The organism is Aliiroseovarius sp. F47248L (genome assembly GCF_023016085.1).
GTDB lineage: Bacteria > Pseudomonadota > Alphaproteobacteria > Rhodobacterales > Rhodobacteraceae > Aliiroseovarius.
Window position 1 is genome coordinate 567,341 of the sequence record NZ_JALKBF010000001.1, and the last position, 24,790, is coordinate 592,130.

Here is a 24,790-nt window from a genome sequence, read left to right on the forward strand (position 1 = left end):
CTGCGGCTGACCTCAGCAAACGAGTTGAAGCACTCGGCTTCTGACGGCCGGTATTCCGCGCAGGCTGTCATGGTCAAAAGGGTGAGGGTCAAGGCGAGCAATCTACGCATCAATCTGTCTCCAAAAGTCGGGGTTTTGGCGGTAATCTGCGCCAACCAGCGCTTCGCCTTTTTCCATGCCGCCTAGGATCGTGAGGTAGGGACCGAGCGCGCTCAGATCGGCATCAATCACGACCGAGCCTTGATCGTCGCGCACCAGCGCTAGGCGAGAGTTGCTGCCTGTGCCGAGCAAAACGCTGAGCTCTTTCTCAGTAAGGCCCAACATGGTGTAATCGCTGGCCGAGGCGCGAATGTTGGGAAGCAAAAGCTGCGTCGGCACGGCCTCGACAATCGTCTTGCCGGTGCGGGTTTTCTCAAGCTGGCTTGCGTATTGGGTCATCATCACAACGACGGCGTTCTGCTTGCGCGCGGTCACGAGCCAATTGCTCAGCCGGTCCGCGAAATACGGGTTGTCGAGCGCCTTCCAGGCCTCATCGATGATGATCAATGTCGGCTTGCGATCCTCGATCACGCGTTCGACCCGCCGAAACAGGTAGGACAAGACCGCCATGCGCTCTTTCTCGCTTTCGCTGTCGAGAATGCCGGTCAGGTCGAACCCGACGACATCACCATCGAGCGAAAAGGTATCCTCAGAGCTTTGCCCGAAAATCCAGCCAAAGCGGCCATCTGCCGTCCATTCCTGGATCCGCTCAAACAGATCCCCTTCGTCAGCTCCCGCCACAAAGAGCGAGGCCAGATCTTGCCAGTTGCGAAGGGCGGCATCGCTCGCCCCGGCGTTCTGGCGCACCACTTCTTGGATGCGATTGATCTGGACCGGGCTGAGAGGCTTGTCGGCGCGATGCAAAAGGGTGGCCAACCAATCAGAAAGCCAGGCTTGGCCGCGCCCGTCGATCTCGGTGCGGAGCGGGTTGAGGCCAGTGGCTTCACCGGCCTTGATGGCGCTGTAGCGGCCGCCATTGGCTCGAACTGCCATTTCCATGCCTGCGCGATAGTCGAACACGAATACGCGCGCGTCGCAGCGTCTCGCTTGGGTCATGAGGAAGGCCGACAGCACTGACTTGCCAGAGCCAGGTCGGCCGAGGATTAAGGTGTGCCCGCCGGTCGGTTCTTTGTCCGGCTGACCCGTCTCGTGATAGTTGAACAGGAAGCCAGAGCGTTCAGGGGTCGGGAAGAGGGTAATCGGCTTGCCCCAAGGCACTCTATCACCCGGCTTGCCCAGTTGACCGCGATGTAACGCTGCGAGGTCGGCAAAGTTCGTGTTGGTGATGGCGGCCTTGCGGCTGCGCATCTGTCCATTGCCCGGATGCTGCGCGAAATAATGGGTGCGCGCGGCAAAGCTCTCATTCACCAGATTGACGCCTTCACTGGCAGCGATGTTGCGTACCTCGGCGGCGATTGCTTCCAGCTTTTCTTCTGTCTCCGCGAAAACCGTGACGGTCATGTGATGATCGCCAAAGCTGAGGCGCTTGGATTCCAAATCGTCCAGCGCGTCGACCAGTTCTTCAGCAAGAGAAATCGCACCATCATCACTGGCCTTCATAAGGCGTTGTTGGCGCTTGATCCGGCTGGCCATGATGTTGCTGTTGATCGGCGTGAAGGAATGCGTGACCACCATGTCGACGGGCAGGTTCAGCTCATCGAACATGGTGCAGTTGGTTTTGGCCGGGTAGGTCTTGATGGCAAAGCTGGTGCCAAACCGCTTGCCCGCCGTCCCATCGTCGAGCGTAAAGCCTCGCCCTTGAAACGTGATGCGGGTATTGGCCACATCCTCGGAAATGACGCCAAAGCGGGATTTTGCGAAGAGCGGGCGCTCTTGGCCAATGTTGAGCGCCCCGAGGAACCCGAGTAGCTCGCCGCATTCCGCCTCAAGAAGGCGCGGTTTCATCTCGGCAAAAGACGATTGCAGAAACCCGACGACTTCCTCGAGCTTGCGCAGCTGTTTGGCCGTCTGGTCTTTCAGCTGTGCGATGGAGTCCGAGCGCTTTAGGCGCAGCCGAGCGCCGAGGGGCGGGCGCTTCAGCACCGTTAGTGTGAGCGTTTTGTCCCGCAGACCCGCCCGCGCCATGGCCGTTTGCCAACGGGTATCCAGCGCTTGTGCAAACCCTTCCTCGGGCACCGGTGGCAAGGCGGTCTCGATCGCCTTTGAGACCTTGTGAACGTAGAAACTGTACTCTGGCCCGATCTGCGCAATGATCGCCGCGAAGAGCGCGCGGATCTTCTCCAAATGCGCGTCATCGCTGGTCATGCTGTTGACGCCATCAAGGCGGATGCACTGGAACAGGGCATTGCCGCGCGTGCGGATCGTCACGTCACTCACCAGGCTGACATAGGGCAGCATGCTGGCCATCGGGCGCTCTTTGCGCGCCCAGCCCGGCAGTATGGCGAGATTATCCGAAGGATCACGGGGCATAGCTGTCCCCTGAATGGATCTTGCGGTTTGGCGTCGGGGGCGTTTCCTGCAGCGCAGTGACCATCACCTCAAGAAAGGCTGGATCCCAATCTGCCGCTTTCCACAGCGCGGGATAGGCCAGAGCGGCGATGATGATTACCGGCCAGCTCTGAACCCACAGAAACAGCAACACAAACCCGAAGAGCCAGACCATGGCATACATGATCGGCAGCCCAATGAGCTTTGGCGGCCGGATCAGGCCCAGGAAGAGGCGGGTTTGAGTTGCCATGTCGAATTTATGCACCCCAGATCGCGGTCACGATGGTCGGCGCAGCTGCGATGCCTGCAATGGCAACAAGCACCCAGAGGGCTTGGCGGAAATCCAGAATGCCAAAGAGCCAGGAGAGGAACACACCAATTAGGGCCAAGGTGCCGATAACAATGCCCAAGGGGCCGGTGATCGTGTCAACGATGCCTTGCAGCAGGTTTTGGACCGGCGAAAGGTCGATGCTCTGCGCAAAGGCCGGGTTGGCAATCATCAAACTGGCCAGAGCCAGCGACAGGATCGTGCGGAATTGAATTTGCATCAGGAGGCTCCAGTCAGTTGGTCACGCACAGCCATGACGCGGCGCACGTGATTTTGGGTTTCTCGGTAGGGAGGGATGTCGCCATAGCGCGCGACCGCGTCAGGCCCCGCATTGTAGGCGGCAAGCGCGAGTTCGGGCGTTCCGAATTGTGCAAGCATCATCAGAAGGTAGCGGGCGGAGCCATCGAGGTTGGCCTGCCAGTCATGCGGATCCACGCCGAGCTGTGCGGCCGTTGCGGGCATCAACTGTCCAAGCCCAATCGCACCTGCGGTGCTGCGCGCATTCGGGTGATAGGCACTTTCGATTTCGATATTGGCTTGAAAGAGCGCCTGCCATTCCGTCACCGACAGACCGGCGCGGCGCAGGGCAGGGTGCCCGCCATAGCGATGCGCGGTGCTTTCGAGTGCTGCGAGGATTTCGGGGCGGGGAACCGCACGGGCGGGTGCAGGAGGCGGAGCTTCAGGTTCAGGTGCTGCAAAAACGATCAGCTCTGGCGGGTTAGCACCAATCCCGTCGACATAGCTTTGTGCAAAACCTGATTGGGGGGATTTGGTTTCGAGCTGCCCATCGGCCCGCATGGAAAGCACGAAGCCTTCAGAATAGGCGGGGGCAGCAAGGAACGCTGCGAGGACGGCAAGTGTCTTAGCCCGCGTCTTCCAACGTGTGAGAGGCGATCTTGCCTTCGTCCATGGGGATTGAGACGATCGAAACTCCAAGCCCAGCAAGGAAGCTGGATAAGCCGTTGATTGTCTTGAACTCTCGCGCGGCCATGTTGTTGCGTGCTGTAACGAGCAGGCGACGCGTCTCGCCATCTGGCGAGACGCAATGCACGGTCCAAACTCCGGACCACTGAGCACCTGTACGTTTGGGCGTAACCCGACACACAACATCCGCCGAATGACCCTCGGCAAGCAGCGTGCGTAGCCCGTCTTCACTGACAACATTGGGGGCGTCTTGCATCAAATTCATAGGATCGAGCCTTGCAGAATTGTGCATTAGCCCGGCAGTCCCTCATGGACTACAGAACTGATACAATATTATAACCTTGCAATCAATAGGTGCATTATGAGTTGTTGCGTCCTTCATGCGTTGAAACAAATTTACTGCAACGGAGTGGCTGAGCCAAGATAATATGGCGCTTTTGAAATAAATATGGGAGGTTGTGGTCGTTCTGAGCTGGGGGCTGCCGCGATCGTGGGCAGTTACCCTCCGCTTATGCTAGTTCGGAATCTAAGTCTCCGCACAGAGCAGGCTGGCTTCTCGGCATAGGTTGTTTTTTCTTGTTAAGAGAGATCGTTATGCCCAAAATGTCGGAAGATTTTACACTGCAGTTTGGATTAAAATATGCCCCCCTTGTTGCTCCGATTTCTTGGAACGTTTTTAGCTTGCACCGTTGCCACAACAGTGGGGGCAAATCCCAGGCAATCGTGCGCCGAAATTATAACTTTTCTGGGCTATCCCGTGAGCGACTATCGTTTTGAAGAACGAGGTCTTTTCTCCATGGAAAAGCATCACTTCGGGACTTTAACCTGTTATATTAATATCGATGGTGAATTTGACAGCCTATATTGGGGCGACAAGCCAATTGCGGAAGATGGGTACTTTGGCGAGGCTGCGCTAGCCGATAGGGACAGACTTATAGCTGACTTTGACGCAGGTCTGGCTGATGCGTGGGACATTCGCCAGAGCGAGATCGAAGCGGCCCGGGAAAAGTATAGACAAACAGAGAACGCACTAGCTCAGGAACGTGATAGTGCGCTCGAAGCCTTACGTGGCTCGTCTCAGCCGCCTTCAGAAGTTCAAGAGGTTGCCGATACGGTAACGCCTATGGATGGTGGCGACTTGTTAGAGGCGAAAGAAGCCACTGCAACTACAGCCATGCCGGAACAGCAAGTAGCGCAATCTTTGGAAATTGCTTCGGACTCTGACACCGAGCTCCAAAGGATGTTCGTTGTAGCAGATAGATTGACGCGGCGCACCTGTCCTTCGACGACCTGTGGGACATTGGGGAAGCTGCTCTATCGACAGTCTGTGGAGGTCCATGAGGAGCAACAAGGGTGGGCTCGGATTACAAAGCTTTACAATGCAAGCTGCATCAACGGCATCAGCGAATACGTTGATAGAGGGAACGCGCGTTGCGACCGCAACAACGGCATTATTGACGGAAATGTTGCGGAGTGGGTTTCTCTACGGTTCCTTAGCACAGATCAACCGGCGGACCCGGCCGAAACTGCCCAGAATGGTGAAGAGCTTGTCGCTCAATCAGATGATTTTAGAGTTCACCGCGAAACTTTCGCCAGGAAAGCAGGAGAGTTGATCGAACAGGGGCGTTGCACAGAAGGCGACTTCGAGGAGTGGGGAGGGTGGACAAGCTCGCCGTCGAAGGGAGATGGCGTTTACTTCATATATTGTGGCGGTGCTCATGTAGACAATCGTCTTTACCTTGACGTGCGAACAGGTCGAGTTTTCCAGTGAATTGACGGCTGTTTTCGGCCACTTGACGTCACAGTCAGCAGGAGACGGCTTTATGCTTCGTAGAGCGAGCTGTCTCAGTTCTAATGCGTCTTACAAATTCAGTTGAACTTGCTGGTGCTTATGGTTGCGCAATGTCCAGTGTCTCTCCAGCCTGTTTACCCGGGCGGCTTGAAGTTTCTGTTTCAGCGTCATTATACATCGCTGCCTGCGTCTCGCCGTTATCCCACTGATACAGCAGACCGATTTCTTCGCCAGTCTTGATACACGTAATGCGACCGATGGCTTCGGCCGTCGTGCGAACACTCTCAAGTTTGGGCAAAACTAGCCCCTCTCGTTAAACAATTCCTTGGGATCGACCTCGAGGGCATCAGCGATCCTCTCCAGAACATCGATTGATGCTGAATTTTTGGCGAGTTCAATCTCGCTTATATAGCTGCGATCTACTTCCGCAACTAAAGCTAGCTGTTCTTGGCTCAATCCTCTGGAACTTCTTAGATTCCGGACATTTAACCCTACTTGTTCCCTCAATTTCATGGCCTGTATTCGGCCAGATCACAGGAACCGCTCTACGGAATATATTCCACAAAACGCACGCGAACGTAATAAACTCTATGCTCGCATATGGTGTGAAGGTTGAGGTTAGCGCTAGTGTATCAATAATGCAGTAATGTAGGCATAAGGCATTTGTTGATATGTGGTGCAGAATTATCAGAAATTGGAGCGCCGGAGCTGTCGTGGCTCTTCTTTCAACCTTGGCCCCGCAGGCTGCAAAGGCCTATCAGGTCGATTGCGCCATTCTGCTTTGCCTGGCTGGTGGGTGGCCCGCGTCAGCAGAATGTGCCCATGCCCGCGCCGTGTTTATCCGCCGGATCACGCCCTGGCCGATTGAGCCGCCTTTGCAAATCTGGCGCTGCCCTATGGGCGTTTCTGAGCGCGCGCCTTTGCAAAGCACGGCCCCGAAGATCTGGGAGGCCAGCAACCAGAATGGTCAGACACTCGGCCAAGTCATTCTGGCTCAGGTGGTTGAAGGCGGTGCCGACATCGACATCAGTGGTCTGGAATTCGATTTTGTGCGCTCGATCCGTGTTTGGGATGTTCGGCACTACAGCCATCGCGAACGTGGCCGCGACGATGATTGTTCTGAGAGTTATAACATGCGCCTCGGGACCTACAGCACACAAGGCGAATTCGGCTGGCAAAGTACGACACCAGCGGCAGCCCCGCTTTGGGTGCTGCCATCGCGACGCTGTTCGTCATCAAGTTGGCGGCGCGGTGTCGGTGTCGAATGGGAAGATCACGAGGGCAACCACGGATATGAGTGGGTGGCCTACTAAGGTTTTTCGCCGATGTCCTTCATGCGTTCAGCAATATCGCCCGCAATGCGCTCATACAGGGCGGCTTGCTTGTCCCTAGGAGAGCCAGGCTTCGGGTTCCTTCGGCGGATGCGTTTGGCAAGCCAGAAGAGCAGTCTTGCGGCTGGATCGGATGTCGCATCCGGTTCTGTGGCCGGATACTTCTCCTCTAGGGCGACGACGATTTCCTGCGACAGGCTGCGCCGGTTCAGAGTGGCATGTGTTTCCAGACGCTTCTTCAGCGCGGCAGGAAGCAAGAGTTTGAATTGGACCAAGGCTTCATCTTTCATGATTCCATGATGGACAATATTTGTCCTCAATGATATGGACATTTAATGTCCTTTTGTTGAGGTGTAAATATGAAGACAACCCAATTCAAACTGAACCTACCAGCGGACGTGAAAGCCTGGCTTGAAGAAGAAGCTGTGCGGAACTTGCGCTCACAGGGCGCGCAGGTGGTGTCTTGTTTGCGGGCAGCCATGTCGCGGCAAGAAGCCGTGGGTGAGAGGGCTGAGAAATGAGCCCAAGCCATATTCAGTTGATTCCAACCCCAGAGCTCGCGCTTCTCTTCGGTTACAATGAACCGAGCGCGTCCTTCTACGACTTTTGCCGCAGGACTGGCATCGCTCCGGTGCCGGGGCGGCGCGGGTGGTATGACCCGAAGCTCATTCGCGCGCGATTGGATGCTGTTCAGGGCATCAGCGCGGCAGAACGCGAGGCCACTTCGCAACCGAGCCTTGTCGCACAGCGGAGAGCGCGCCGTGCCCAGAAGTAATCTTCCCAAGGGTGTCCACCGTGTCCGGCGCAAGGTTGTGTCGGGGGTTCGCTACCATTTCTATGCCTGGCGGGGCGGCCCCAAATTTTGGGAAGGGACGGCCCCGAACCCGAAAGAACCCGAGTTTTTCCATGCGTTTTCCCAGTGCGGTACGCCGGTGGGCCCGGCTGAATATCTGACGACTCACTTGGTCGACGATTTTCTGTCCAGTGCGTCACTGCCCAAGGCTGAGCGTTCGAAGGCCGATATCCGAAAATGGCTGGAGCTGTTTCGCGAGGAGTTCGGTGCAGATCCCGTCGCGATGTTCGAAGAGCGCGCCTCGCGGGGGGAGGTCAATAATTGGCGCAAGAAATGGCTTCATTCGCCCAAGCAACACGACATGGCGGGCACCCACGCGACACGCATTCTGAATTGGGCGGTGGAAGAGGGGAAGCTGAAAGAGCATCACTGCCACAAGCTTAAGAAGCTCTACCAATCGAATCGCACAGAGATCATCTGGACGAGCGGCGATATCGCCCAGTTCAACAAACATGCACCCACGTGGGTCCAAAGGATCCTGACCGCCGGATGCGAAACCGGTTTGCGAGCGGCCGATCTGGTTCAGGTCAAGATGGACCAATTCGAAGACACGCCGCACGGCAAGCGCCTTCGTTTCAGGACCAGTAAGCGTGGTCAGATCGCATATATCCCTGCCACATCAGCCCTTGAGAAACTGATCGCAGAGACGGCTGAAGGCCAAGAGGTGCTGCTGGTATCAGAGCTTGGCAGGCCTTTGACGGCCCGTTGGGCATCAAACCAGATTACCAAGTGGCGTCGCGAAGCTCAGATCCCGCCGTGGATCGACGGCAGGGAGAAGACTCTGTCTGACACGCGCGGGACGGCGGCGACAAGATTGCTGAATGCCGATCTATCGTTGCGCCAGATCGCGGTGCTGATGGGCTGGTCGGTTCGCTACGCGGCGCAGGTAATCGAGCATTATGCGCAGGTTAGTCCGGACGAAAGCGATGCAGTTTTGCGCAAGCTCAATCGAGCAAAATCACTGTCTCAAGACACAAAAATGTAAACGCCCCTGTAAACGCGGGGCCTCAAACACGGCAAGGAGTGATGTAAGTGATTGTTTTTAAATGGAGGCGAGTACCGGAATCGAACCGGTGTACACGGATTTGCAATCCGCTGCGTCACCACTCCGCCAACTCGCCATCCGTGGTGTTGGGCTTCTCTATCGCCATTTCCGGGGACATGTCCAGCCCGGAACCGCTGTGTCGATGCAAAACTGTTGTTGAATTCAGTTTTGTCTATCTGCGACGCTTTATCCATATCGTTGCGTGCGGGATTGCCGCGTCTGGCTATCTATGGCAAGAGAAGCCTAACGTCTTAGAAATGATAGGCCAGACATGACTGATTTTGCCATGCGCCGCACAATGATGGTGGACACGCAGGTTCGCCCGTCGGATGTGACCAAGTTCCCAATTATTGACGCAATGCTTTCTGTTCCCCGCGAAGACTATGTGCCGGACGCCAAACGTGAAGCGGCCTATATCGGCGAGAATATCGCATTGGACGGCGGTCGTGTTGTTTTAGAGCCGCGCACTCTGGCGAAGATGTTGGATGCCGTGGATATTCAGCGCGATGAGTTGGTGCTCGATCTGGGATGCGGTCTTGGATACAGTTCGGCCGTTTTGGCCCGTTTGGCCGACTTTGTTGTCGCCGTCGAAGAGGACGAGACGATGGCGACAGATGCTCAGGCGAACCTGTCCGAGCACGGTGCCGACAACGTCGCTGTTATCGCAGGCCCGTTGGCCGAGGGAAATGAAAAGAACGGTCCCTATGATGTGATTCTGATCCAAGGTGCAGTTGAGTTTGTACCTTCGGTGATCACGGATCAATTGAAGGACGGTGGCCGGATTTGCTGTATCTTCGCGGAAGGGATGCTTGGCACGGTCAAGGTGGGCTACAAAATCGACGGGAATGTGGTGTGGCGCCACAGCTTCAGCGCCGGCGCACCGGTGATCGACGGGTTTCAGAAAGCTCGAGATTTTGTACTTTGATAAGACACAGGATGGTGTCGCCTTAGGCACGTCAATCCTGAGATGAATGAGGTTGCATGATGGCCGGTCGAATTGGAATGAAATGTGCAGGCTTTCTGGTGGCGGTCGGAGTATCGGTCGCACAGGCACCGCTGGCTACGGCGGAAACTCTGTCGGATGCAATGGTAGCTGCCTATAAGCACAGTGGCTTATTAGATCAAAACCAGGCTCTGCTACGCGCGGCTGACGAAGATGTTGCGATCGCACAGGCCGCGCTGCGTCCAACCTTGAATTATGCCATTTCACATGGCTGGACAAACCCAAACACCAGCATTTCGGGCAACTCAGGATGGGCCACCACAGCATCATTGACAGCCGAATTCCTGATTTACAATTTCGGGCGGGGCAAGGCAGCAGTAGCGGCACAGAAAGAAATTGTATTGGCCACCCGCGACGGTCTGACCAGTGTCGAACAACAAATCCTGTTGCGCGCCGTCAAAGCATATGTGGATGTCAGATCGGCTGTTGAAAACGCGCAACTTCAAGGCAACTCGGTCCGGGTGCTGACGCAGGAATTGCGCGCGGCGAATGATCGTTTCGAAGTGGGAGAAGTGACGCAAACAGATGTTGCCTTGGCGCAGGCTCGTCTGGCCGCTGCCCGGGCGAACGAGGCCTCAGCGCGCGGCAATCTTGCCATCGCTCGTGAAGAATTTCGCGCGGCAACCGGGGATTTGCCAGGGTCGTTGTCCGTGCCGCCGGCCTTGCCGATGACGGCAAAAACACTAGATGCGGCCAAGGCGATTGCGCGACAAGGCCATCCCGACATCCTTGCAGCGCAGCACAACGTTGCGGCTGCTGATCTTGCCATCGAGATTTCGATGGCGGGCATGAAGCCGTCGTTGGTTGGAAGTGCCGAAACCAAGTGGCAGGATGTCGGCGGGGCTGAGTTTGTATCAAACAGCGTCGGGGTTGCGCTTCGGGGAACCGTGTATTCGGGCGGGAAGCTATCGGCTGAGTATCGCAAAACAGTTGCCAACGCAGAAGCCGCGCGAGCTGGGCTGCACCAAGCGCGTTTGGCCGTTGATCAGGGTGTTGCAAATGCCTGGGCACAGCTTGCCATTGCTGCGGCTTCGCTGGAGGCGACCGAACGTCAGATTCGTGCCAGCCGCGTTGCCCTGCGCGGCGCACGTGAAGAGGCACAGCTGGGGTCGCGCACAACGCTTGACGTGTTGAATGCCGAGCAAGAGCTTCTGAACGCGGAAGCCAGCCGTATCACCGCTCAATCCAACCAATACCTAGCGGCATATTCGCTGTTGTCCTCGATGGGGTTGTTGACGGCAGAGCACCTGAAGCTAGGCGTAGTGATTTATGATCCCGAGGCCTATTTCAACACGGTCAAGTCCGCGCCGATCCATCGCGTCAGCCCGCAGGGCAAGCGTTTGGACAGCTTGTTGGAAGCACTTGGCAAAAATTGAAACAGTTCGTTCAGTTGTGCGAACGCTCTGCATTGGGTAGTGTTCTGGTAATGAAGGCCGGGTCGACCGGTCCAAGGAACAATTTTGCAGGTGTTTTTGCATGTCTGACCCGGTTTCAAACGCCGAGATAGAGGACGTCCTGTCCTCGATTCGTCGGCTGATCTCTGAAAGTAAGGCGACCGATGGGCGCGCTGATCAAGGTAAAGCGGAAAAGCTGGTCCTGACTCCGGCGTTTCGCGTTCATGATGAGGGAAGTGCCAAATCCGCAAGCCCGAAACCTGATCGCAACCCGGTGCAGGAACAACCAGCTTCCTTGGATGCTATTCAACAGAACAAGTCCACGGGCGGCGCAAAAGCCAACGAAGAAGAACAACCCGTTCCGGTTTTCTCGCATCGCGGCTACACCTCAACGCCGGATGAAGAAGCCGAAGAGTTTCACGATCTTTCTGAGTCTTCGAATGACGCAGCACCGTCGACCGGTTCTGTGTCGGAAATCGAGGAAGTTGTTTCTCAACGGGACGACATGTGGGAAGCTGACGGTGGGGATGAGACCAACCAGACCGATGTCTTGATGTTTCACGCGGCGCGACTGAAAACCGAAGATGAATACACTATTGTTGGCGAAACTGGTCAGGATGACTGGTCGGACAAGTCAACTGGTGACGTCACCGACGAAGCACCGTTTATTGCCGTTGCTGATCCGGAAGATGTAGCGCCGGCACCGCCTGCTCGTATCGTCCAGAACCACCCCGAGCGGATGACCTCAGTTCCGACCGGGCGCGAGGTCGAGATTGTCGGCGACGACACGGACATCATAGATGAAGAAGTGGTTCAGGCTATGGTTGCCCGTCTGGTGCGCGAAGAACTGCAAGGCGAGGTCGGAGAAAAGATTACTCAATCCATACGCCGCTTTGTTCGTCGCGAGATTGAGCGCGCATTGACCCTAAAAGGATTGGAATAGACGCAGCGCGTCACTCGGCCAGCGTCAGAAGATGATCTAGGTCTAGATGAGTTTCGACATGTTGGGCCAAGGTGTCCAGCGTGGCATCAACGCGGGCTTCAAAGCCGGTCGAGGCTGCCTTGGCCCCCAAGCTCTCCAGATATGACTTTCTAAACCCGTCGGCTGAGAACAAGCCGTGTAGATAACATCCCAAGATCCGGCCATCGGCACTGGCAGCGCCTTCGGGCTTTTCATCCACTGATATCCAGCCACGCGTCGTATCCGGACCGGTGCTGCGACCCAAATGGATCTCATAACCCGTAACAGGCTCGCCCGAGACGATATGACGTGCCTTCGTCAAAGTAAGGGTCTTCTTTGGTTCCAGATAGGTGGTAATATCAAGATGTCCCAATCCCACGACTTGTCCGGGAGGTCCTTCGATCCCGTCTTGGTCGATAATCTTTTGCCCCAGCATTTGATAGCCGCCACAAATTCCCAATACATGGCCGCCACGTCGGATATGGCCAGCAAGGTCAATATCCCATCCTTGGTCACGGAAATCAGCTAGATCGGCAATGGTGGATTTCGAACCGGGGATCAACACTAAATCGGCGTCACCGGGCAGGGCGCGGCCAGGTTCGATGATATCGACTGTCACCTCGGGTTCGTTGACCAACGGGTCCAGATCATCGAAATTGGCAATTCGGTTCAACCGCGGTACTGCGATCTTGAACGTGCCACCAGGCCGGATCGCGATGTCCATCACATCCTCGGCAGGCAGACGCCAGGCGTCGGCAAACCAAGGCAGGGTGCCCAAATCAGACCAACCTGTGCGATCCGCAATTTCGGCGGCACCGTCGGCAAACAGGGTCGGGTCGCCTCGAAATTTATTCACAAGGAAAGCTTTGATCCGGTTTCGATCTTGCACTGGCAGCACCGCATAGGTGCCCACCAGTTGCGCAATCACACCGCCACGGTCGATGTCACCAACCAGTACGACGGGCAGGTTCGCGGCTTCGGCAAAACCCATGTTGGCAATGTCACCTGCGCGCAGATTGATCTCGGCGGGGCTACCGGCGCCTTCGACGATGATCAGATCGCGACCGGCTCCAAGCCTGCGAAAGCTGTCCAGCACGCGCGGCATCAAATCGGCTTTCGCTTTGCCATAGTCGCGGGCCTTCATCGTGGCATAACGTTGCCCTTGCACAATGACCTGTGCGCCCGTGTCGGTTTCTGGCTTCAGCAACACCGGGTTCATATCTACCATCGGCTCCAACCCGCAGGCACGCGCCTGAAGGGCCTGTGCCCGCCCGATCTCGCCCCCGTCGATGGTTACAGCGGCATTATTCGACATGTTTTGCGGCTTGAAAGGGGCCACGTTCATGCCGCGCGCCGCAAAAGCCCGCGCAATCCCGGCCACTAGCAAGGACTTCCCGACGTTCGAGCCTGCGCCCTGTATCATGATCGCTTTGGTCATACCGGTTGCATAGGGGCTTTTCGCAAATCTGCCCAGCCCCGAACCGACGGATGATCCACCATGAACGAAAAACGCGCCCCACGGGGCGCGACTTCGCTCAATCCAAATGGGATTGTTTTCTTATGCGGCTTCGGCCTGTGCGGCGTTACGACGCTCACTTTCTTCGCGGCTAAGCGCCACCGAGGTGCGAATGCCCTTGGAAACGAATTCCATCAAACCCTTCACAACGCGCTCGTTGGGGTCGATTCCAGCACAGCTCAGCACTTCACGCCCGTCGCGCGAACGTGCCCAGCGGGCAATCTGATCTGGGCCATTGCCGTATTTTTTATCATCGGCAATTGCGTCGTCCAACGCAGCCAACACCACTGCGGCAAACAGTTTGCGCGCGCGGTTGCCTTGTTCGTTGTTGAAAGCGGTACCGTCTACGGAGTCCAGCATGGTCGTCCTTTATTATTCTTGCTCTTGCGCTCGTCGGAGTAGCGGACAATATGGCGTATTCTGCGCGATTCGGTATCCCCGCAGGCACATGTCTGCTATGCGTTGATTGCATACCTAAGGCCCCAGACATGCGAAATACGTCGCCTTGCCAGAGCCAGACCGTCAAGATATAGGTGCAGACCAACAGAGTTCAACCTTTTGCGAAGGTTTATGGCATGCCCAAAATTAATGGTAACGAAATCCGCCCCGGCAACGTGTTGGAGCATAATGGTGGTCTGTGGGCCGCGGTGAAGGTCGATCACGTTAAGCCCGGCAAAGGCGGCGCGTTCGCTCAGGTCGAGATGAAGAACCTGCGCAACGGATCAAAGCTGAACGAACGCTTCCGGTCTGCAGACAAGGTCGAACGCGTGCGGCTTGAACAGAAGGACCAACAGTTTCTGTATGAAGACGACGGTATGTTGATCTTCATGGACACGGAAACCTATGAACAAATCCAGCTACCTGCCGACCTTTTGGGCGAACGTCGCCCATTCTTGCAAGATGGCATGACCATTGTGGTGGAATTCTATGAAAGCGAGGCGCTGAACGCGACCCTGCCGCAAAAAGTCACCTGCACCATCGAAGAGACAGAGCCGGTCGTGAAAGGCCAGACAGCTGCAAACAGCTTCAAGCCGGCGCTTCTGGACAATGGCGTGCGCATTTCCGTGCCGCCTTTCGTGGGGCAAGGCGAAGCGATCGTGGTGAACACGGAAACCATGGAATATTCTGAGCGCGCTTGACGCGGGCCATAAAGCCGTTGGGGGCAGGGCGATCGCTCAGCCTTTTTATTGAGAGGCCTGGCTTGACCACCATCCTGTTTAACAAACCCTTCAACGTGCTGTCGCAATTCACTGATAAAGGCTCTGAGGGAGCGCCGCGCCAGACTTTGTCCGATTATATTGATCTGCCGGGGATCTACCCTGCTGGTCGACTTGACCGCGACAGCGAAGGTTTGTTGGTCCTGACCGATGATGGCGAATTGCAAGCGAAAATCGCCAATCCCCGTCACAAACTGCCAAAAACCTATTGGGTTCAGGTCGAACGGATTCCCGATGATGCAGCCTTGCAGACTCTGCGGGACGGGGTGAATCTGAAAGATGGGGTGACCCGCCCGGCGCAGGCGCGTCGCATCGTCGAACCCAAAATGCTTTGGTTGCGTGACCCGCCGGTGCGGTTTCGAAAATCCGTACCGGATTGTTGGATTGAGTTGACCATTCGCGAAGGCAAAAACAGGCAGGTGCGCCGGATGACCGCTGCGGTTGGACATCCTACACTACGCCTGATCCGATACGCGGTCGGAGGATGGACCTTAGAGGGCTTGGGGTCGGGCAAATGGCGTCACGTCTGACACGTGGCCATCACATCAGCCAAGAAACAGAAGCGTCGCCGGCTTGCATGTCCGCGCCCGCGCGGTCAAATCGCAGATAGGCGATGGCCTGATCGCCGGATTGGGTGAACAGCATTCCAGCCGGTTTGCCTGCCGCGTTGATTTGCGTTCCAACCGGGGCCATACCGTCGATCTGGACGACTGCCAGACCTTTCTTCAGGTCTGTCTTGTGCTTCATGCGGGCCGTTACCTCTTGCCCGACATAGCAACCCTTGCGGAAATCCACGCCATTCAGGCGATCTAATCCGGCCTCTAACGGATAGGTGTCAGGGGTCAATTCGATCCCGGTTTCCGGAATGCAATAGGCGACCCGAATGGCGTCCCAATCAACGCCGTTCTGAGCGGTCTGTCCATCATAGGCGCGCCAGCCCATGGCATCATGCCGGGGGTCGGCAAATGCACCCGCCGGCGTCTCACCCAGCCCGCACGCGGGGGCGATGTCGATCGGCATGATCTGCACATCCGCCCGCAATTTGTACATCGTCAGCCGCTGAGCCAGCGATGCCGCCAGAGGTGTGGCGACGTCCAACAAAATCGCATCTTCGTCTGGTACAAGAAAAAAATCCGCCAGATATTTGCCCTGTGGCGTTAGTAACGCCGAATAAACCAACCCATCTGCCAGTTTCTTGACATCGTTGGTGATGAGACCCTGAAGAAAATCCTGTCGATCACTGCCAGCGATGCGCAGAACCGTGCGTGATGTGTCTGTTGTCATGCTGCTCTCCTGTCACCGCCTCAATATAGGGGTGCAATCGCAAAGCGAAAGGGTCAGTCGCGACCGCTTCCCAGCAATCCGTTGAACAACCGACGCACAGACCAGCGAGCAGGCTCGGACAGTTCGATCTGTGGCAGGCGCCGTTTGCGGCGTTTACTGCGTACGGGTGTCTGCGCCGGCGTGCCGGCGTCCTGAAACTGCAATTTGTAAAGCTGGGCGTAAATACCGCCTCGCTCCAACAACTCGTCATGTGTTCCTTGGTCGACCACTTGCCCCTGATCCATGACGACGATCTTGTCGGCCTCGCGCACGGTGGCCAATCGGTGGGCGATGACGAGCGTTGTGCGATTCTTCGACAGTTCATCCAACGCCTTCTGGACTAGTTTTTCTGATTTGGCATCCAATGCCGACGTAGCCTCGTCCAACAATAGAAACGGTGCGTTGCGCAGAACCGCTCGGGCAATGGCCACACGCTGGCGCTGTCCGCCGGACAGGTTTGACCCACGCGGCCCGGCCTGTGTGTCCAGCCCATGTTCCATCTGCGGTAGGAAATCCGAGACATGCGCGACGTCCAGCGCATGCTTTAGGGTCTTCTCATCGACATCGGTGCGCCCCATCAGGACATTGTCGCGCAGGGTTTCGTCGAACAACAGCGCCTCTTGGCTCACAACCGAGAACAGTCCGCGCAGATGGTCCAGCGGCAGGCGTGCAACATCCGTTCCGCCCACCATCACCTTGCCTGTCTTTGCATCCGACAACCGAGTCAGAAGGTTGAAGACAGTGCTTTTCCCTGCGCCGGATGCGCCGACCAAGGCTGTTGTCCTGCCAGCTTCCGCAGTAAAGCTCGCGCCCCGCAAAACGGGCGTGTCGCCATATGAAAAGCTGACATCCCTTAGTTCGATCCGAGCTTTGCGCGCCGGAGTTGGCAGCGCGACGGGTGTTGTAGGCGAAAGGATAGACGGGCGTTCGTCAAAGACATTACGGATACGAGCAAGGCTGGCCAAAGCCGCCTGCCAGGCCCCAGACACTTTTCCAAGGTTCCTGAGCGGGTCGAACACCAATGCCATGGCGGTGAAAAAGCTCATAAACTCACCGACCGTCTTGGCACCCGAGTTGATCTGCATCCCGCCGTAAACCAGCACGCCGAAGAAGCCGACGGCAGCGATGATATCGACCATCGCGACGATCCCGCCCTGGTTGGCCTGACTTTGCAGATGCATGCGCGCAAAGCTGTCAATTTCACGATCCACGCGTCCTTGCTCATGGCGTTCGGTGCCAGACAGTTTGATCGAGTTGATGCCGTGAAATATCTCGTCCAGCCGGGTCGAGATCTGGGCGGCCGACGACCGGCTGTCTGTGGTCGTACGGCGCACACGCTTTTGCAGGATGCCCATCGGAATGGTCAGAATCGGCGCGGCGGCGACCGCCACCACGACCCAGAGCCAGTCGATAGACAACGCAACACCCAAAAGCGCCAAAAGTGATACGACATCGCGGGCGACGGCGGCCAACACCACCTCCCAAATGGTCGCGATGGCTTGGGCGTCCCCACGCACGCGTTCGATCAGTGTGCCGGGGGAATTGTCGCGAAAGAAACTGCTGTCCAGTCGCAGCATATGCGCAACCATGTCTGATTGCAGCTTGGCGGCCACACGCTGCCCCACATGCACCATCAACACACGATGCCCGAAGGCGGCGATGGCGCGAGTGATGAATATCCCTGCCACAATCAAGGCTACCATCACGATCGACGAAGTGCTGCCCGACGAAAACGCAACGTCGAACATCGGCTTGATCATGTAGCTCAAGCCCCCCAGAGCCAGACCTTCCAACAGCATCAGGAATACAGCAGCGATAAGCGGCCAGCGATAGGCGCGCATATAGCTGCGCCACATCCAGCGGATCATGTCGGGGCGTTCGGTTTCGCTCATCCTTTGCTCCGCTTGGATTGGAATGAGGCGGTCACAGCCTCGGGGTCATAATGGTTCGCCAACCAGTCGCGCACCGGTATCGGATCAGTTTCACAATGGGCAGCATAGCTGTCCAAAAGATGATCCAGAATACCCGCCTTTGACCAGCGTTGATGTGCGTATTTCAATGACAGTTGCGCCCGGGCCGCGTCAATGTCAGCCCCTTTTTGGTCCAGAAGATACAGCGCAGCCGCGATCCCGGTTCGGTCGGCACCGGATTTGCAATGGATCAACATGGGTTTTTCGACCTCTTTCATCAGGTCAAGCAGGTCAAGATAGTCCTTTGGGCTGCCCAGAACGCGGGCAAACAGCTCGTGGTCATATAGGGTCATACCGAAATCTGCACAGGCTTCTTTTTCGAACAGGTAATAGGAAAACCTGTCAGGCCCCCGCAGATTGATTACGCTCTTGATGCCAATCTTTTGCAGGGCAGGAAAATGAACCGGATCGGGTTGATTGGATCGCCAAGCTTCGTCCGACAATTGATAGCGGTTGGGCAGGATGCGCCGCAAAAACGCATGATCCACGATATTGTTGTGACGCCGCGCTGCCCGGCGCCCTTCTGGCGTCGAGATGTCTGTACCGAACGAGCTTTTCCAGCTGCGCTCCCATTGTTTGATCCGGGCATAGACCTTGGAAAACATGGTGTCTCCAGTTCGCAGGCCCGGCGAAAGTGCGGGCAATGTCACGGCGGTGTATCCTGTCGGGCTGATCCAGACAAGCACAGCGGGCAGGCGGGTTGTTGACGCGCTTGTAACGGCGCAGTACCGATTGAAGAATTCGCAATATAACGAGCGCGGTATGACACTTTCTTTCGGACGTCCCTTTCTAGCCATTCCGGGTCCGTCGGTGATGCCTGATCGTGTGCTGCGCGCGATGCACCGACCCGGCCCGAACATCTATGAAGGTGAACTGGTCGAGATGATGCCAGCATTGATTGACGATCTCAGGGCTATCGCGCGCACCCGGCATAATGTGGCAATTTACATTGCTAATGGTCACGGGGCGTGGGAGGCCGCTTTGTCAAACGTGCTTGCCCCTGGCGACAAGGTGCTGTCGCTGTGCACTGGGCGGTTTGGACACGGCTGGACCGAGATGGCCGAGCCGCTTGGGGTGCAGGTCCAGATCGATGATTTCGGGATGCGCGCACCCGTGGACCCGGACCGGGTCGAGACTGCGTTGCAGGCCGATACATACCACCGCATCCGTGCTGTCTTGCTGACCCACGTGGATACTTCGACGTCGATTAAAAACGATGTGGCCGCAGTCCGCGCTGCTATGGATGCTGCGGGCCATCCTGCGCTGCTTATGGTCGATTGCATCGCATCCATGGGCTGTGACCGGTTTGAAATGGACGCCTGGGGCGTCGATGTTGCAATCACAGCCTCGCAAAAAGGGTTGATGGTGCCGCCGGGTATGGCGTTTGTGTTTTTCAGTGGCAGGGCAGCCCAAGTTCGCAAGGGGATGGCCCGCGTCACCCGCTATTGGGACTGGACCGACCGGGCCAGCCCCGACCTGTTTTACCAGTATTTCGGCGGCACTGCTCCCACGCATCACTTATACGGGTTGCGAGAGGCGCTGGATATGATCACCGAGGAAGGTGGAATTGAGGCCGTTTGGACACGCCATTCCCATCTAGCTCGCGCGATCTGGGCGGCGTTTGATTGCTGGTCGACCTCTGGCCCGTTAGAAATGAACGTCGCGGATCCTGCCCACCGTTCTTGCGCGGTTACTTCCCTTCGGATCGGAGCTCCACATGGCACGGCGCTGCGGCGCTGGACTGAGGAAAAGCTTGGCGTGACATTGGGGATTGGACTGGGCATGCAATCAGAAGACGACCCGAATGCCGATGGATTTTTCCGTCTGGGTCATATGGGCCATCTGAATGCACCGATGGTCATGGGGGCGCTGTCCTCTATCCAGTCGGGATTGATCGCACTGCACATCCCACATGGCACGGGCGCGCTTGAGGCTGCTGTGCAGGTGATCTCAGACACTTAACCGCGCGCCTTCGAAAGCGCGAAGGGCAAAGCCGCCGCGAAATCGTCCAACTCATCGGGTCGTCCTGCAGACACGCGAATGCACCGGTTTTGTGGACTGGCAAAAGGCATACGAACGAAGACATCCTGGGCAATCAGTGTCTCCAATACGGCGCGGGCCACCGCACTATCTCCCCCGCAGTCGACAGAAACGAAGTTGGTGGCCGAAGGCAGGGTGGTCAGACCGTTTTTCTGTGCGATATCGGCAATACGGCTTCGTGCGTCCGCCACATCAGCAAGTGTACGGTCAAGATAATCCTGATCCTCAAGCGCCACCAAAGCGCCCGCCTGACTGATCCGACACATCCCAAAGTGATTGCGAATTTTATGAAAGGCGGTGATCAGATCCCGTGTGCCAATGGCATAACCGACCCGAGCCCCAGCCATTCCATAGGCTTTTGAGAATGTACGCATACGGATCACACGCGGATCGTCGGCGACAATATCCGGGGCAGTCCCATTTGGTGCAAATTCGATATACGCTTCGTCAAGGACAAGAAGGCACCCTTCTGGCACGGCATCAATCATGCGCTGCACAGTGGCCGCATCGTGCCAGGTGCCCATCGGATTATCGGGGTTGGCGATATAGACCAGTTTGGCTCCGACCTCGCCGGCCTTGGCGATCAACGCGTCGGGGTCCTCGTGGTCATCCGTGTAAGGCACCGTCACAATCCGCCCACCATAACCGGTAACGTGATAGTTGAACGTGGGATATGCTCCCTGCGAAGTTACAACGACATCGCGCGGACCGATGACCAGACGCGCAAGATAGCCCAATAATCCGTCAATCCCTTCACCAACCATGATGTTATCGGCATCTATCCTATGATGAGCGGCCAGCGCTGTGCGCAAATCAAAGTTCTCGGGGTCGCCATACATCCACACATCCTGCGCAGCTTGCGCCATTGCGTCGATCGCTTGGGGGGATGGCCCAAAGGTGTTTTCATTTGCCCCAAGTCGGGCTGCAAATTTGCGACCACGCGCACGTTCTTGTGTTTCGGGCCCAACGAAAGGAACGGTCGCGGGAAGGCTGTCGGCAAGCGGGGTCAGGCGGGCATATGTCTTCGTCATACGAGTGTTAGAGCAGGGCAGGCCACAGGCGACAAGGTTGAAAATCGAGCGGCAACACCCAAATAAGACGAGTTCTTAACGAGTGGAGGGCGCGCTATGCCCAAAATGAACCGCCGACTTTTTCTGGCCAGTGCGGCCGCGGCTGGGGCGACCCGTGGGTTGCCACAGATCGCCAGCAAGGCCGTTAGTGCTCCGCCGATGCGCCGCGTTCTGACGCTTGTCTATGACAAGTCGCTTGGGATGATGCGCGCGGTGGAGCGGCTGGTGCCGTAAGGCACAAACAAAACAGGCCGGATTGCTTGCCCGGCCTGATGTTCAGTTTGCTGCCATTGGGCCTAACCGATTTCCTGAAGACGGGAGAGCGCGGTCAGCAGCGTCGCTTCTTCTTCTTCTCGGGCGGCCAGATTGGCGCGGGCCTCGGCCACAACCTCTGCCGGAGCGCTTGCTGCGAATTTCGGGTTGTTCAACCGTCCACGCAATCCGCCCAATTCCTTGCCAAGCTTACCGAGTGACTTTTCAAGGCGCGCAATTTCTTCACCGACGTCGATAATGTCGGCCAAAGGCAGGGCGAAGATGCCGCCCGCCACCGCGATGGTGATACAACCCTTGGGCAGTTCGCTCATCTCGGTCATGCTGTCGATCCGCGCCATGCGTTTGATCATCACCTCGTTGCCCGCCCATGCAGTGCGGCCTGCGTCATCCAGCTCTTGCAGGATCAACGGCACTTTCAGCCCTGCGGGCACATGCATCTGCGCTCGGGCCGAGCGGATGTTTTCGATCAGCGAGATCACCCAGTTCATCTCGCGCGCGGCGTCGTCATCGGCCAGTTCTTCACCATAGGTCGGCCAGTCAGCATGGATCAGCATCGTGTCGCGGGCAGCAATCTGCCCCCACAGCTCTTCGGTGATGAAGGGCATGATCGGGTGCAACATGATCAGGCATTGGTCGATCACCCACGCCATGGTGGCACGGGTCTCGGCCAGCACAGCCTCGTCTTCCGAATTCAACAGAGGCTTCGAGAACTCCACATACCAGTCGCAGACCTTGCCCCAGACATAGGCATAAAGCCCGTTGGCGGCGTCGTTGAAACGATAGGCCGCCAGCGCTTCGTCAACTTCAACCCGGACCCGCGCAGTTTCCGAGATGATCCAGCGGTTCACCGTCTGGGTCGGGCTTTTCGGGTCGAACCCGGCGACCGGTTTGCAGTCGTTCATTTCGGCAAAGCGGGCGGCATTCCACAGCTTGGTGCCGAAATTGCGATAGCCCGCGATGCGTTCGCGCGACAGCTTCAACACGCCGCCGATGGATGCCATGGAGGTGTTGGTGAACCGCAGCGCATCCGCACCGTATTCGTCGATGATTTCCAGCGGGTCGATCACGTTGCCGGTGGTCTTGGACATCTTCTTGCCCTTCTCGTCCCGGACAAGACCGTGCAGATAGACCGTGTGGAACGGGTTCTTGCCCGTCACCGCCTGGCTCATCATCATCATCCGGGCGACCCAGAAGAACAGGATGTCCTGACCAGTGATCAGCACATCACCGGGGAAGAAGCGATTGAGTTCGTCGGTGTCCTGCGGCCAGCCCAGCGTCCCGAAGGGCCAGAGGCCCGACGAAAACCATGTGTCGAGCACGTCGGGGTCGCGCCAGACCGGATAGACCAGCTTGGTCGGGTCCTGCGTGCTCTCATATACGGCAAGGCAAACTGCCAGCGCGTGAATGGCAGTCGCCCGATCTGCCACCTCAACCACTCGGGCGTGGCTGAGCGGGGTGGGCAGGGTAACAAGCACCTCGTTAAACTTAGGTGCAACCGCATCGAAATCATGCGCGCAATGGCTGTGTTCGTGCCCGGGCAACATGTCTTGTTGCAATAGCAGACGCCCCATCTCGACCAGATCAAGTGCACTGTCGCCCTCATCGTCTTTGAAACCTTCTCCAGAGAGATCAAGCCCATACCAAACTGGCACTTGATGCCCCCACCACAATTGACGCGAGATGCACCAAGGTTCGATATTCTCAAGCCAGTGGAAAAAGACCTTCTCGCCACTTTCGGGCATGATCTTCACGTCGCCATTGCGCACCGCGTCCAACGCAGGGCCGGCGATCTTCTCGGCGTCCACAAACCACTGGTCGGTCAGCATCGGTTCGATCACGACCTTGGAACGATCCCCGAAGGGCTGCATGATCGGTTTGCTCTCGACGTAAGGAACCGTGCCTGTGATTTCCTCACCATCGACCTCAACGGTTTGGGTGATCATCACAGCCAGACCTTCGGATGTGATCTGGTCTACCACCCGTTTGCGGGCTTCGAACCGGTCCAGCCCGCGCAAATCATCAGGCACAAGGTTCATCGCGGCGATCTTTGCCTCGTCGAAACCCTCTTCGCCATTGGCGATGCGCTGGGCGGTCGCGGCCTCCTCAGCATAGGGCAGCCCGTCGGCCCGCATGTGCCCGCGCGTGTCCATCAGCGAATACATCGGGATATTGCCGCGCTTGGCGACCTGATAGTCGTTGAAGTCATGCGCACCGGTGATCTTCACCGCACCTGAGCCAAAATTCATATCCGGGTAATCGTCGGTGATAATCGGGATCAGGCGGCGATGTTCTTTCGGACCCACGGGGATTTCGCACAGCTTGCCAACGATGGGTGCATAGCGTTCGTCATCGGGGTGTACGGCAACTGCGCCGTCACCCAGCATGGTTTCAGGCCGGGTCGTGGCGATCGAGATAAAGTCGCGCTCCTCTTCCAGCGTGATGTTCCCGTCCTCGTCTTTCTCGACATAGGTATAGGTCGCGCCACCTGCCAGCGGGTATTTGAAGTGCCACATATGGCCCGGGGTCTCGATGTTTTCGACCTCAAGGTCGGAAATCGCGGTCTCGAAATGCGGGTCCCAATTGACCAGACGCTTGCCGCGATAGATCAGGCCCTTGTCATACATATCCACAAAGACCTTCAGAACGGCATCGTGGAAATCGGCGGAATTCTCGTGACCTGTGCGCGGGTCGCCCGGTGCGCCAGCCATGGTGAACGCGTTGCGCGACCAGTCGCAGGTCGATCCCAGGCGCTTCAACTGGTTGATGATGGTCGAGCCGGAATTGCCCTTCCATTCCCAGACCTTCTCAAGAAACGCCTCGCGGCCCAATTCACGGCGACCGGGCTGTTGGGTTTCGGCCAGCATCTTTTCGACCTGAAGCTGGGTGGCGATGCCCGCGTGGTCCTGACCGGGTTGCCACAGCGTGTCAAAGCCACGCATCCGGTGCCAGCGGATCAGAATGTCCTGCAAGGTGTTGTTGAACGCATGGCCCACATGCAGCGCGCCCGTGACGTTGGGCGGCGGAATCATGATCGCGAAGCTGTCCGCGCCCGGTTTGGCGTTTGCACCAGCTTTGAAAGCGCCCGCGTCTTCCCAGGTTTGATAGATGCGTGCCTCGGCGGATGCAGCGTCGAAGGTCTTGTCCATGGCCATGGTGTTCGTCCCAAGTCGAATGAGTTCAAGACCGTTTACCCAAGACGAACGGAAAGGGGAAGCCCGGTCCCAAATGACAACGCCCGAGCGTCGGCCCGGGCGCATCCTTGT

26 protein-coding genes and 1 tRNA gene are annotated in these 24,790 nt (G+C 57.2%); 11 read left to right on the plus strand and 16 right to left on the minus strand.

Annotated features, from left to right (window positions below):
* Window positions 1–102: 102 nt before the first annotated feature.
* The 5 genes from MWU51_RS02830 to MWU51_RS02850 all read right to left on the minus strand — a co-directional run bounded on the left by MWU51_RS02830 (window position 103) and on the right by MWU51_RS02850 (window position 4,004).
* Window positions 103–2,469, minus strand: coding sequence for a type IV secretion system protein B4 (locus tag MWU51_RS02830; protein ID WP_247034528.1), 2,367 nt, complete (start codon window positions 2,467–2,469; stop codon window positions 103–105).
* Entirely contained in the window at window positions 2,459–2,737 is a 279-nt protein-coding gene (locus MWU51_RS02835; protein WP_024096577.1) for a VirB3 family type IV secretion system protein, read from the minus strand. The genes MWU51_RS02830 and MWU51_RS02835 overlap by 11 nt, the downstream gene beginning before the upstream one ends.
* 7 nt (window positions 2,738–2,744) lie before the next feature.
* Window positions 2,745–3,035, minus strand: coding sequence for a TrbC/VirB2 family protein (locus MWU51_RS02840; RefSeq protein ID WP_247034531.1), 291 nt, complete (start codon window positions 3,033–3,035; stop codon window positions 2,745–2,747).
* On the minus strand, window positions 3,035–3,613 hold the full coding sequence (locus MWU51_RS02845) for a lytic transglycosylase domain-containing protein (RefSeq protein ID WP_247034533.1): 579 nt from the start codon (window positions 3,611–3,613) through the stop codon (window positions 3,035–3,037). Before MWU51_RS02845 ends, MWU51_RS02840 begins: the two co-directional genes overlap by 1 nt.
* Window positions 3,614–3,677: 64 nt before the next feature.
* Window positions 3,678–4,004 (minus strand): hypothetical protein, encoded by a 327-nt coding sequence (locus tag MWU51_RS02850; RefSeq protein WP_247034535.1) that lies wholly within the window; start codon window positions 4,002–4,004, stop codon window positions 3,678–3,680.
* 492 nt (window positions 4,005–4,496) lie between these two features.
* On the opposite strand from MWU51_RS02850, the gene MWU51_RS02855 reads away from it, so the two are divergent.
* Window positions 4,497–5,510: a hypothetical protein gene (locus tag MWU51_RS02855; protein WP_247034536.1), complete on the plus strand. Its 1,014-nt coding sequence runs from the start codon at window positions 4,497–4,499 to the stop codon at window positions 5,508–5,510.
* Window positions 5,511–5,628: 118 nt separating this feature from the next.
* On the opposite strand, the gene MWU51_RS02860 is transcribed toward MWU51_RS02855, so the two are convergent.
* Window positions 5,629–5,829 (minus strand): hypothetical protein, encoded by a 201-nt coding sequence (locus MWU51_RS02860; protein ID WP_247034544.1) that lies wholly within the window; start codon window positions 5,827–5,829, stop codon window positions 5,629–5,631.
* Between the two features lie 2 nt (window positions 5,830–5,831).
* The gene (locus tag MWU51_RS02865; RefSeq protein ID WP_247034546.1) at window positions 5,832–6,044 is read right to left on the minus strand and encodes a helix-turn-helix transcriptional regulator; all 213 of its coding nucleotides are present in this window, start codon (window positions 6,042–6,044) and stop codon (window positions 5,832–5,834) included.
* A 200-nt stretch (window positions 6,045–6,244) separates the two neighbouring features.
* On the opposite strand from MWU51_RS02865, the gene MWU51_RS02870 reads away from it, so the two are divergent.
* Window positions 6,245–6,844 (plus strand): hypothetical protein, encoded by a 600-nt coding sequence (locus MWU51_RS02870; RefSeq protein ID WP_247034554.1) that lies wholly within the window; start codon window positions 6,245–6,247, stop codon window positions 6,842–6,844.
* Here the strand turns inward: MWU51_RS02870 and MWU51_RS02875 are convergent.
* Window positions 6,841–7,194, minus strand: coding sequence for a hypothetical protein (locus tag MWU51_RS02875; protein WP_247034556.1), 354 nt, complete (start codon window positions 7,192–7,194; stop codon window positions 6,841–6,843). The two genes, MWU51_RS02870 and MWU51_RS02875, sit on opposite strands and share 4 nt — an antisense overlap.
* A 27-nt stretch (window positions 7,195–7,221) precedes the next feature.
* On the opposite strand from MWU51_RS02875, the gene MWU51_RS02880 reads away from it, so the two are divergent.
* Both MWU51_RS02880 and MWU51_RS02885 read left to right on the plus strand, forming a co-directional pair.
* On the plus strand, window positions 7,222–7,383 hold the full coding sequence (locus MWU51_RS02880; protein ID WP_088634878.1) for an Arc domain-containing protein: 162 nt from the start codon (window positions 7,222–7,224) through the stop codon (window positions 7,381–7,383).
* A gap of 240 nt (window positions 7,384–7,623) precedes the next feature.
* Entirely contained in the window at window positions 7,624–8,700 is a 1,077-nt protein-coding gene (locus MWU51_RS02885) for a tyrosine-type recombinase/integrase (protein WP_247034558.1), read from the plus strand.
* A gap of 62 nt (window positions 8,701–8,762) precedes the next feature.
* Here MWU51_RS02885 and MWU51_RS02890 read toward each other — a convergent pair.
* Window positions 8,763–8,836: transfer RNA gene (locus tag MWU51_RS02890), tRNA-Cys, on the minus strand.
* Window positions 8,837–9,031: 195 nt separating this feature from the next.
* Between MWU51_RS02890 and MWU51_RS02895 the strand changes: the two genes are divergently transcribed.
* The 3 genes from MWU51_RS02895 to MWU51_RS02905 all read left to right on the plus strand — a co-directional run bounded on the left by MWU51_RS02895 (window position 9,032) and on the right by MWU51_RS02905 (window position 12,100).
* The gene (locus tag MWU51_RS02895; protein WP_247034560.1) at window positions 9,032–9,685 is read left to right on the plus strand and encodes a protein-L-isoaspartate O-methyltransferase; all 654 of its coding nucleotides are present in this window, start codon (window positions 9,032–9,034) and stop codon (window positions 9,683–9,685) included.
* Window positions 9,686–9,741: 56 nt separating this feature from the next.
* Window positions 9,742–11,139 (plus strand): TolC family outer membrane protein, encoded by a 1,398-nt coding sequence (locus MWU51_RS02900; protein ID WP_247034562.1) that lies wholly within the window; start codon window positions 9,742–9,744, stop codon window positions 11,137–11,139.
* 100 nt (window positions 11,140–11,239) lie between these two features.
* Complete coding sequence (locus MWU51_RS02905) at window positions 11,240–12,100, plus strand: hypothetical protein (protein WP_247034564.1); 861 nt, start codon at window positions 11,240–11,242, stop codon at window positions 12,098–12,100.
* 10 nt (window positions 12,101–12,110) lie between these two features.
* On the opposite strand, the gene MWU51_RS02910 is transcribed toward MWU51_RS02905, so the two are convergent.
* Together MWU51_RS02910 and MWU51_RS02915 are read right to left on the minus strand one after the other, a co-directional pair.
* A complete protein-coding gene (locus MWU51_RS02910; protein ID WP_247034566.1) occupies window positions 12,111–13,556 on the minus strand; it encodes a cobyric acid synthase in 1,446 nt (481 codons plus the stop codon).
* Window positions 13,557–13,676: 120 nt separating this feature from the next.
* Complete coding sequence (locus MWU51_RS02915; RefSeq protein WP_091429074.1) at window positions 13,677–13,994, minus strand: DUF6280 family protein; 318 nt, start codon at window positions 13,992–13,994, stop codon at window positions 13,677–13,679.
* A gap of 215 nt (window positions 13,995–14,209) precedes the next feature.
* Between MWU51_RS02915 and efp the strand changes: the two genes are divergently transcribed.
* A complete protein-coding gene (gene efp, locus MWU51_RS02920) occupies window positions 14,210–14,773 on the plus strand; it encodes an elongation factor P (RefSeq protein WP_247034568.1) in 564 nt (187 codons plus the stop codon).
* A gap of 62 nt (window positions 14,774–14,835) precedes the next feature.
* The gene (locus tag MWU51_RS02925) at window positions 14,836–15,381 is read left to right on the plus strand and encodes a pseudouridine synthase (protein WP_247034569.1); all 546 of its coding nucleotides are present in this window, start codon (window positions 14,836–14,838) and stop codon (window positions 15,379–15,381) included.
* Between the two features lie 10 nt (window positions 15,382–15,391).
* Here the strand turns inward: MWU51_RS02925 and MWU51_RS02930 are convergent, their stop codons facing one another.
* The 3 genes from MWU51_RS02930 to MWU51_RS02940 are packed head-to-tail and all read right to left on the minus strand — an operon-like array spanning window position 15,392 to window position 18,749.
* A complete protein-coding gene (locus MWU51_RS02930) occupies window positions 15,392–16,135 on the minus strand; it encodes a folate-binding protein (protein ID WP_247034570.1) in 744 nt (247 codons plus the stop codon).
* Between the two features lie 53 nt (window positions 16,136–16,188).
* Complete coding sequence (locus MWU51_RS02935) at window positions 16,189–18,066, minus strand: ABC transporter ATP-binding protein (RefSeq protein ID WP_247034571.1); 1,878 nt, start codon at window positions 18,064–18,066, stop codon at window positions 16,189–16,191.
* The gene (locus MWU51_RS02940; protein ID WP_247034572.1) at window positions 18,063–18,749 is read right to left on the minus strand and encodes a tyrosine-protein phosphatase; all 687 of its coding nucleotides are present in this window, start codon (window positions 18,747–18,749) and stop codon (window positions 18,063–18,065) included. The genes MWU51_RS02935 and MWU51_RS02940 overlap by 4 nt, the downstream gene beginning before the upstream one ends.
* Window positions 18,750–18,906: 157 nt before the next feature.
* Here MWU51_RS02940 and MWU51_RS02945 point away from each other — a divergent pair, with 157 nt between their 5' ends.
* Window positions 18,907–20,106: an aminotransferase class V-fold PLP-dependent enzyme gene (locus MWU51_RS02945; RefSeq protein ID WP_247034575.1), complete on the plus strand. Its 1,200-nt coding sequence runs from the start codon at window positions 18,907–18,909 to the stop codon at window positions 20,104–20,106.
* On the opposite strand, the gene MWU51_RS02950 is transcribed toward MWU51_RS02945, so the two are convergent.
* Window positions 20,103–21,215, minus strand: a complete 1,113-nt coding sequence (locus MWU51_RS02950; RefSeq protein ID WP_247034576.1) for a pyridoxal phosphate-dependent aminotransferase — start codon at window positions 21,213–21,215, stop codon at window positions 20,103–20,105. The two genes, MWU51_RS02945 and MWU51_RS02950, sit on opposite strands and share 4 nt — an antisense overlap.
* 96 nt (window positions 21,216–21,311) lie before the next feature.
* Here MWU51_RS02950 and MWU51_RS02955 point away from each other — a divergent pair, with 96 nt between their 5' ends.
* Window positions 21,312–21,488, plus strand: coding sequence for a Tat pathway signal protein (locus tag MWU51_RS02955; RefSeq protein WP_247034579.1), 177 nt, complete (start codon window positions 21,312–21,314; stop codon window positions 21,486–21,488).
* Between the two features lie 62 nt (window positions 21,489–21,550).
* On the opposite strand, the gene MWU51_RS02960 is transcribed toward MWU51_RS02955, so the two are convergent.
* On the minus strand, window positions 21,551–24,679 hold the full coding sequence (locus tag MWU51_RS02960) for a valine--tRNA ligase (protein ID WP_247034583.1): 3,129 nt from the start codon (window positions 24,677–24,679) through the stop codon (window positions 21,551–21,553).
* Window positions 24,680–24,790 lie beyond the last annotated feature (111 nt).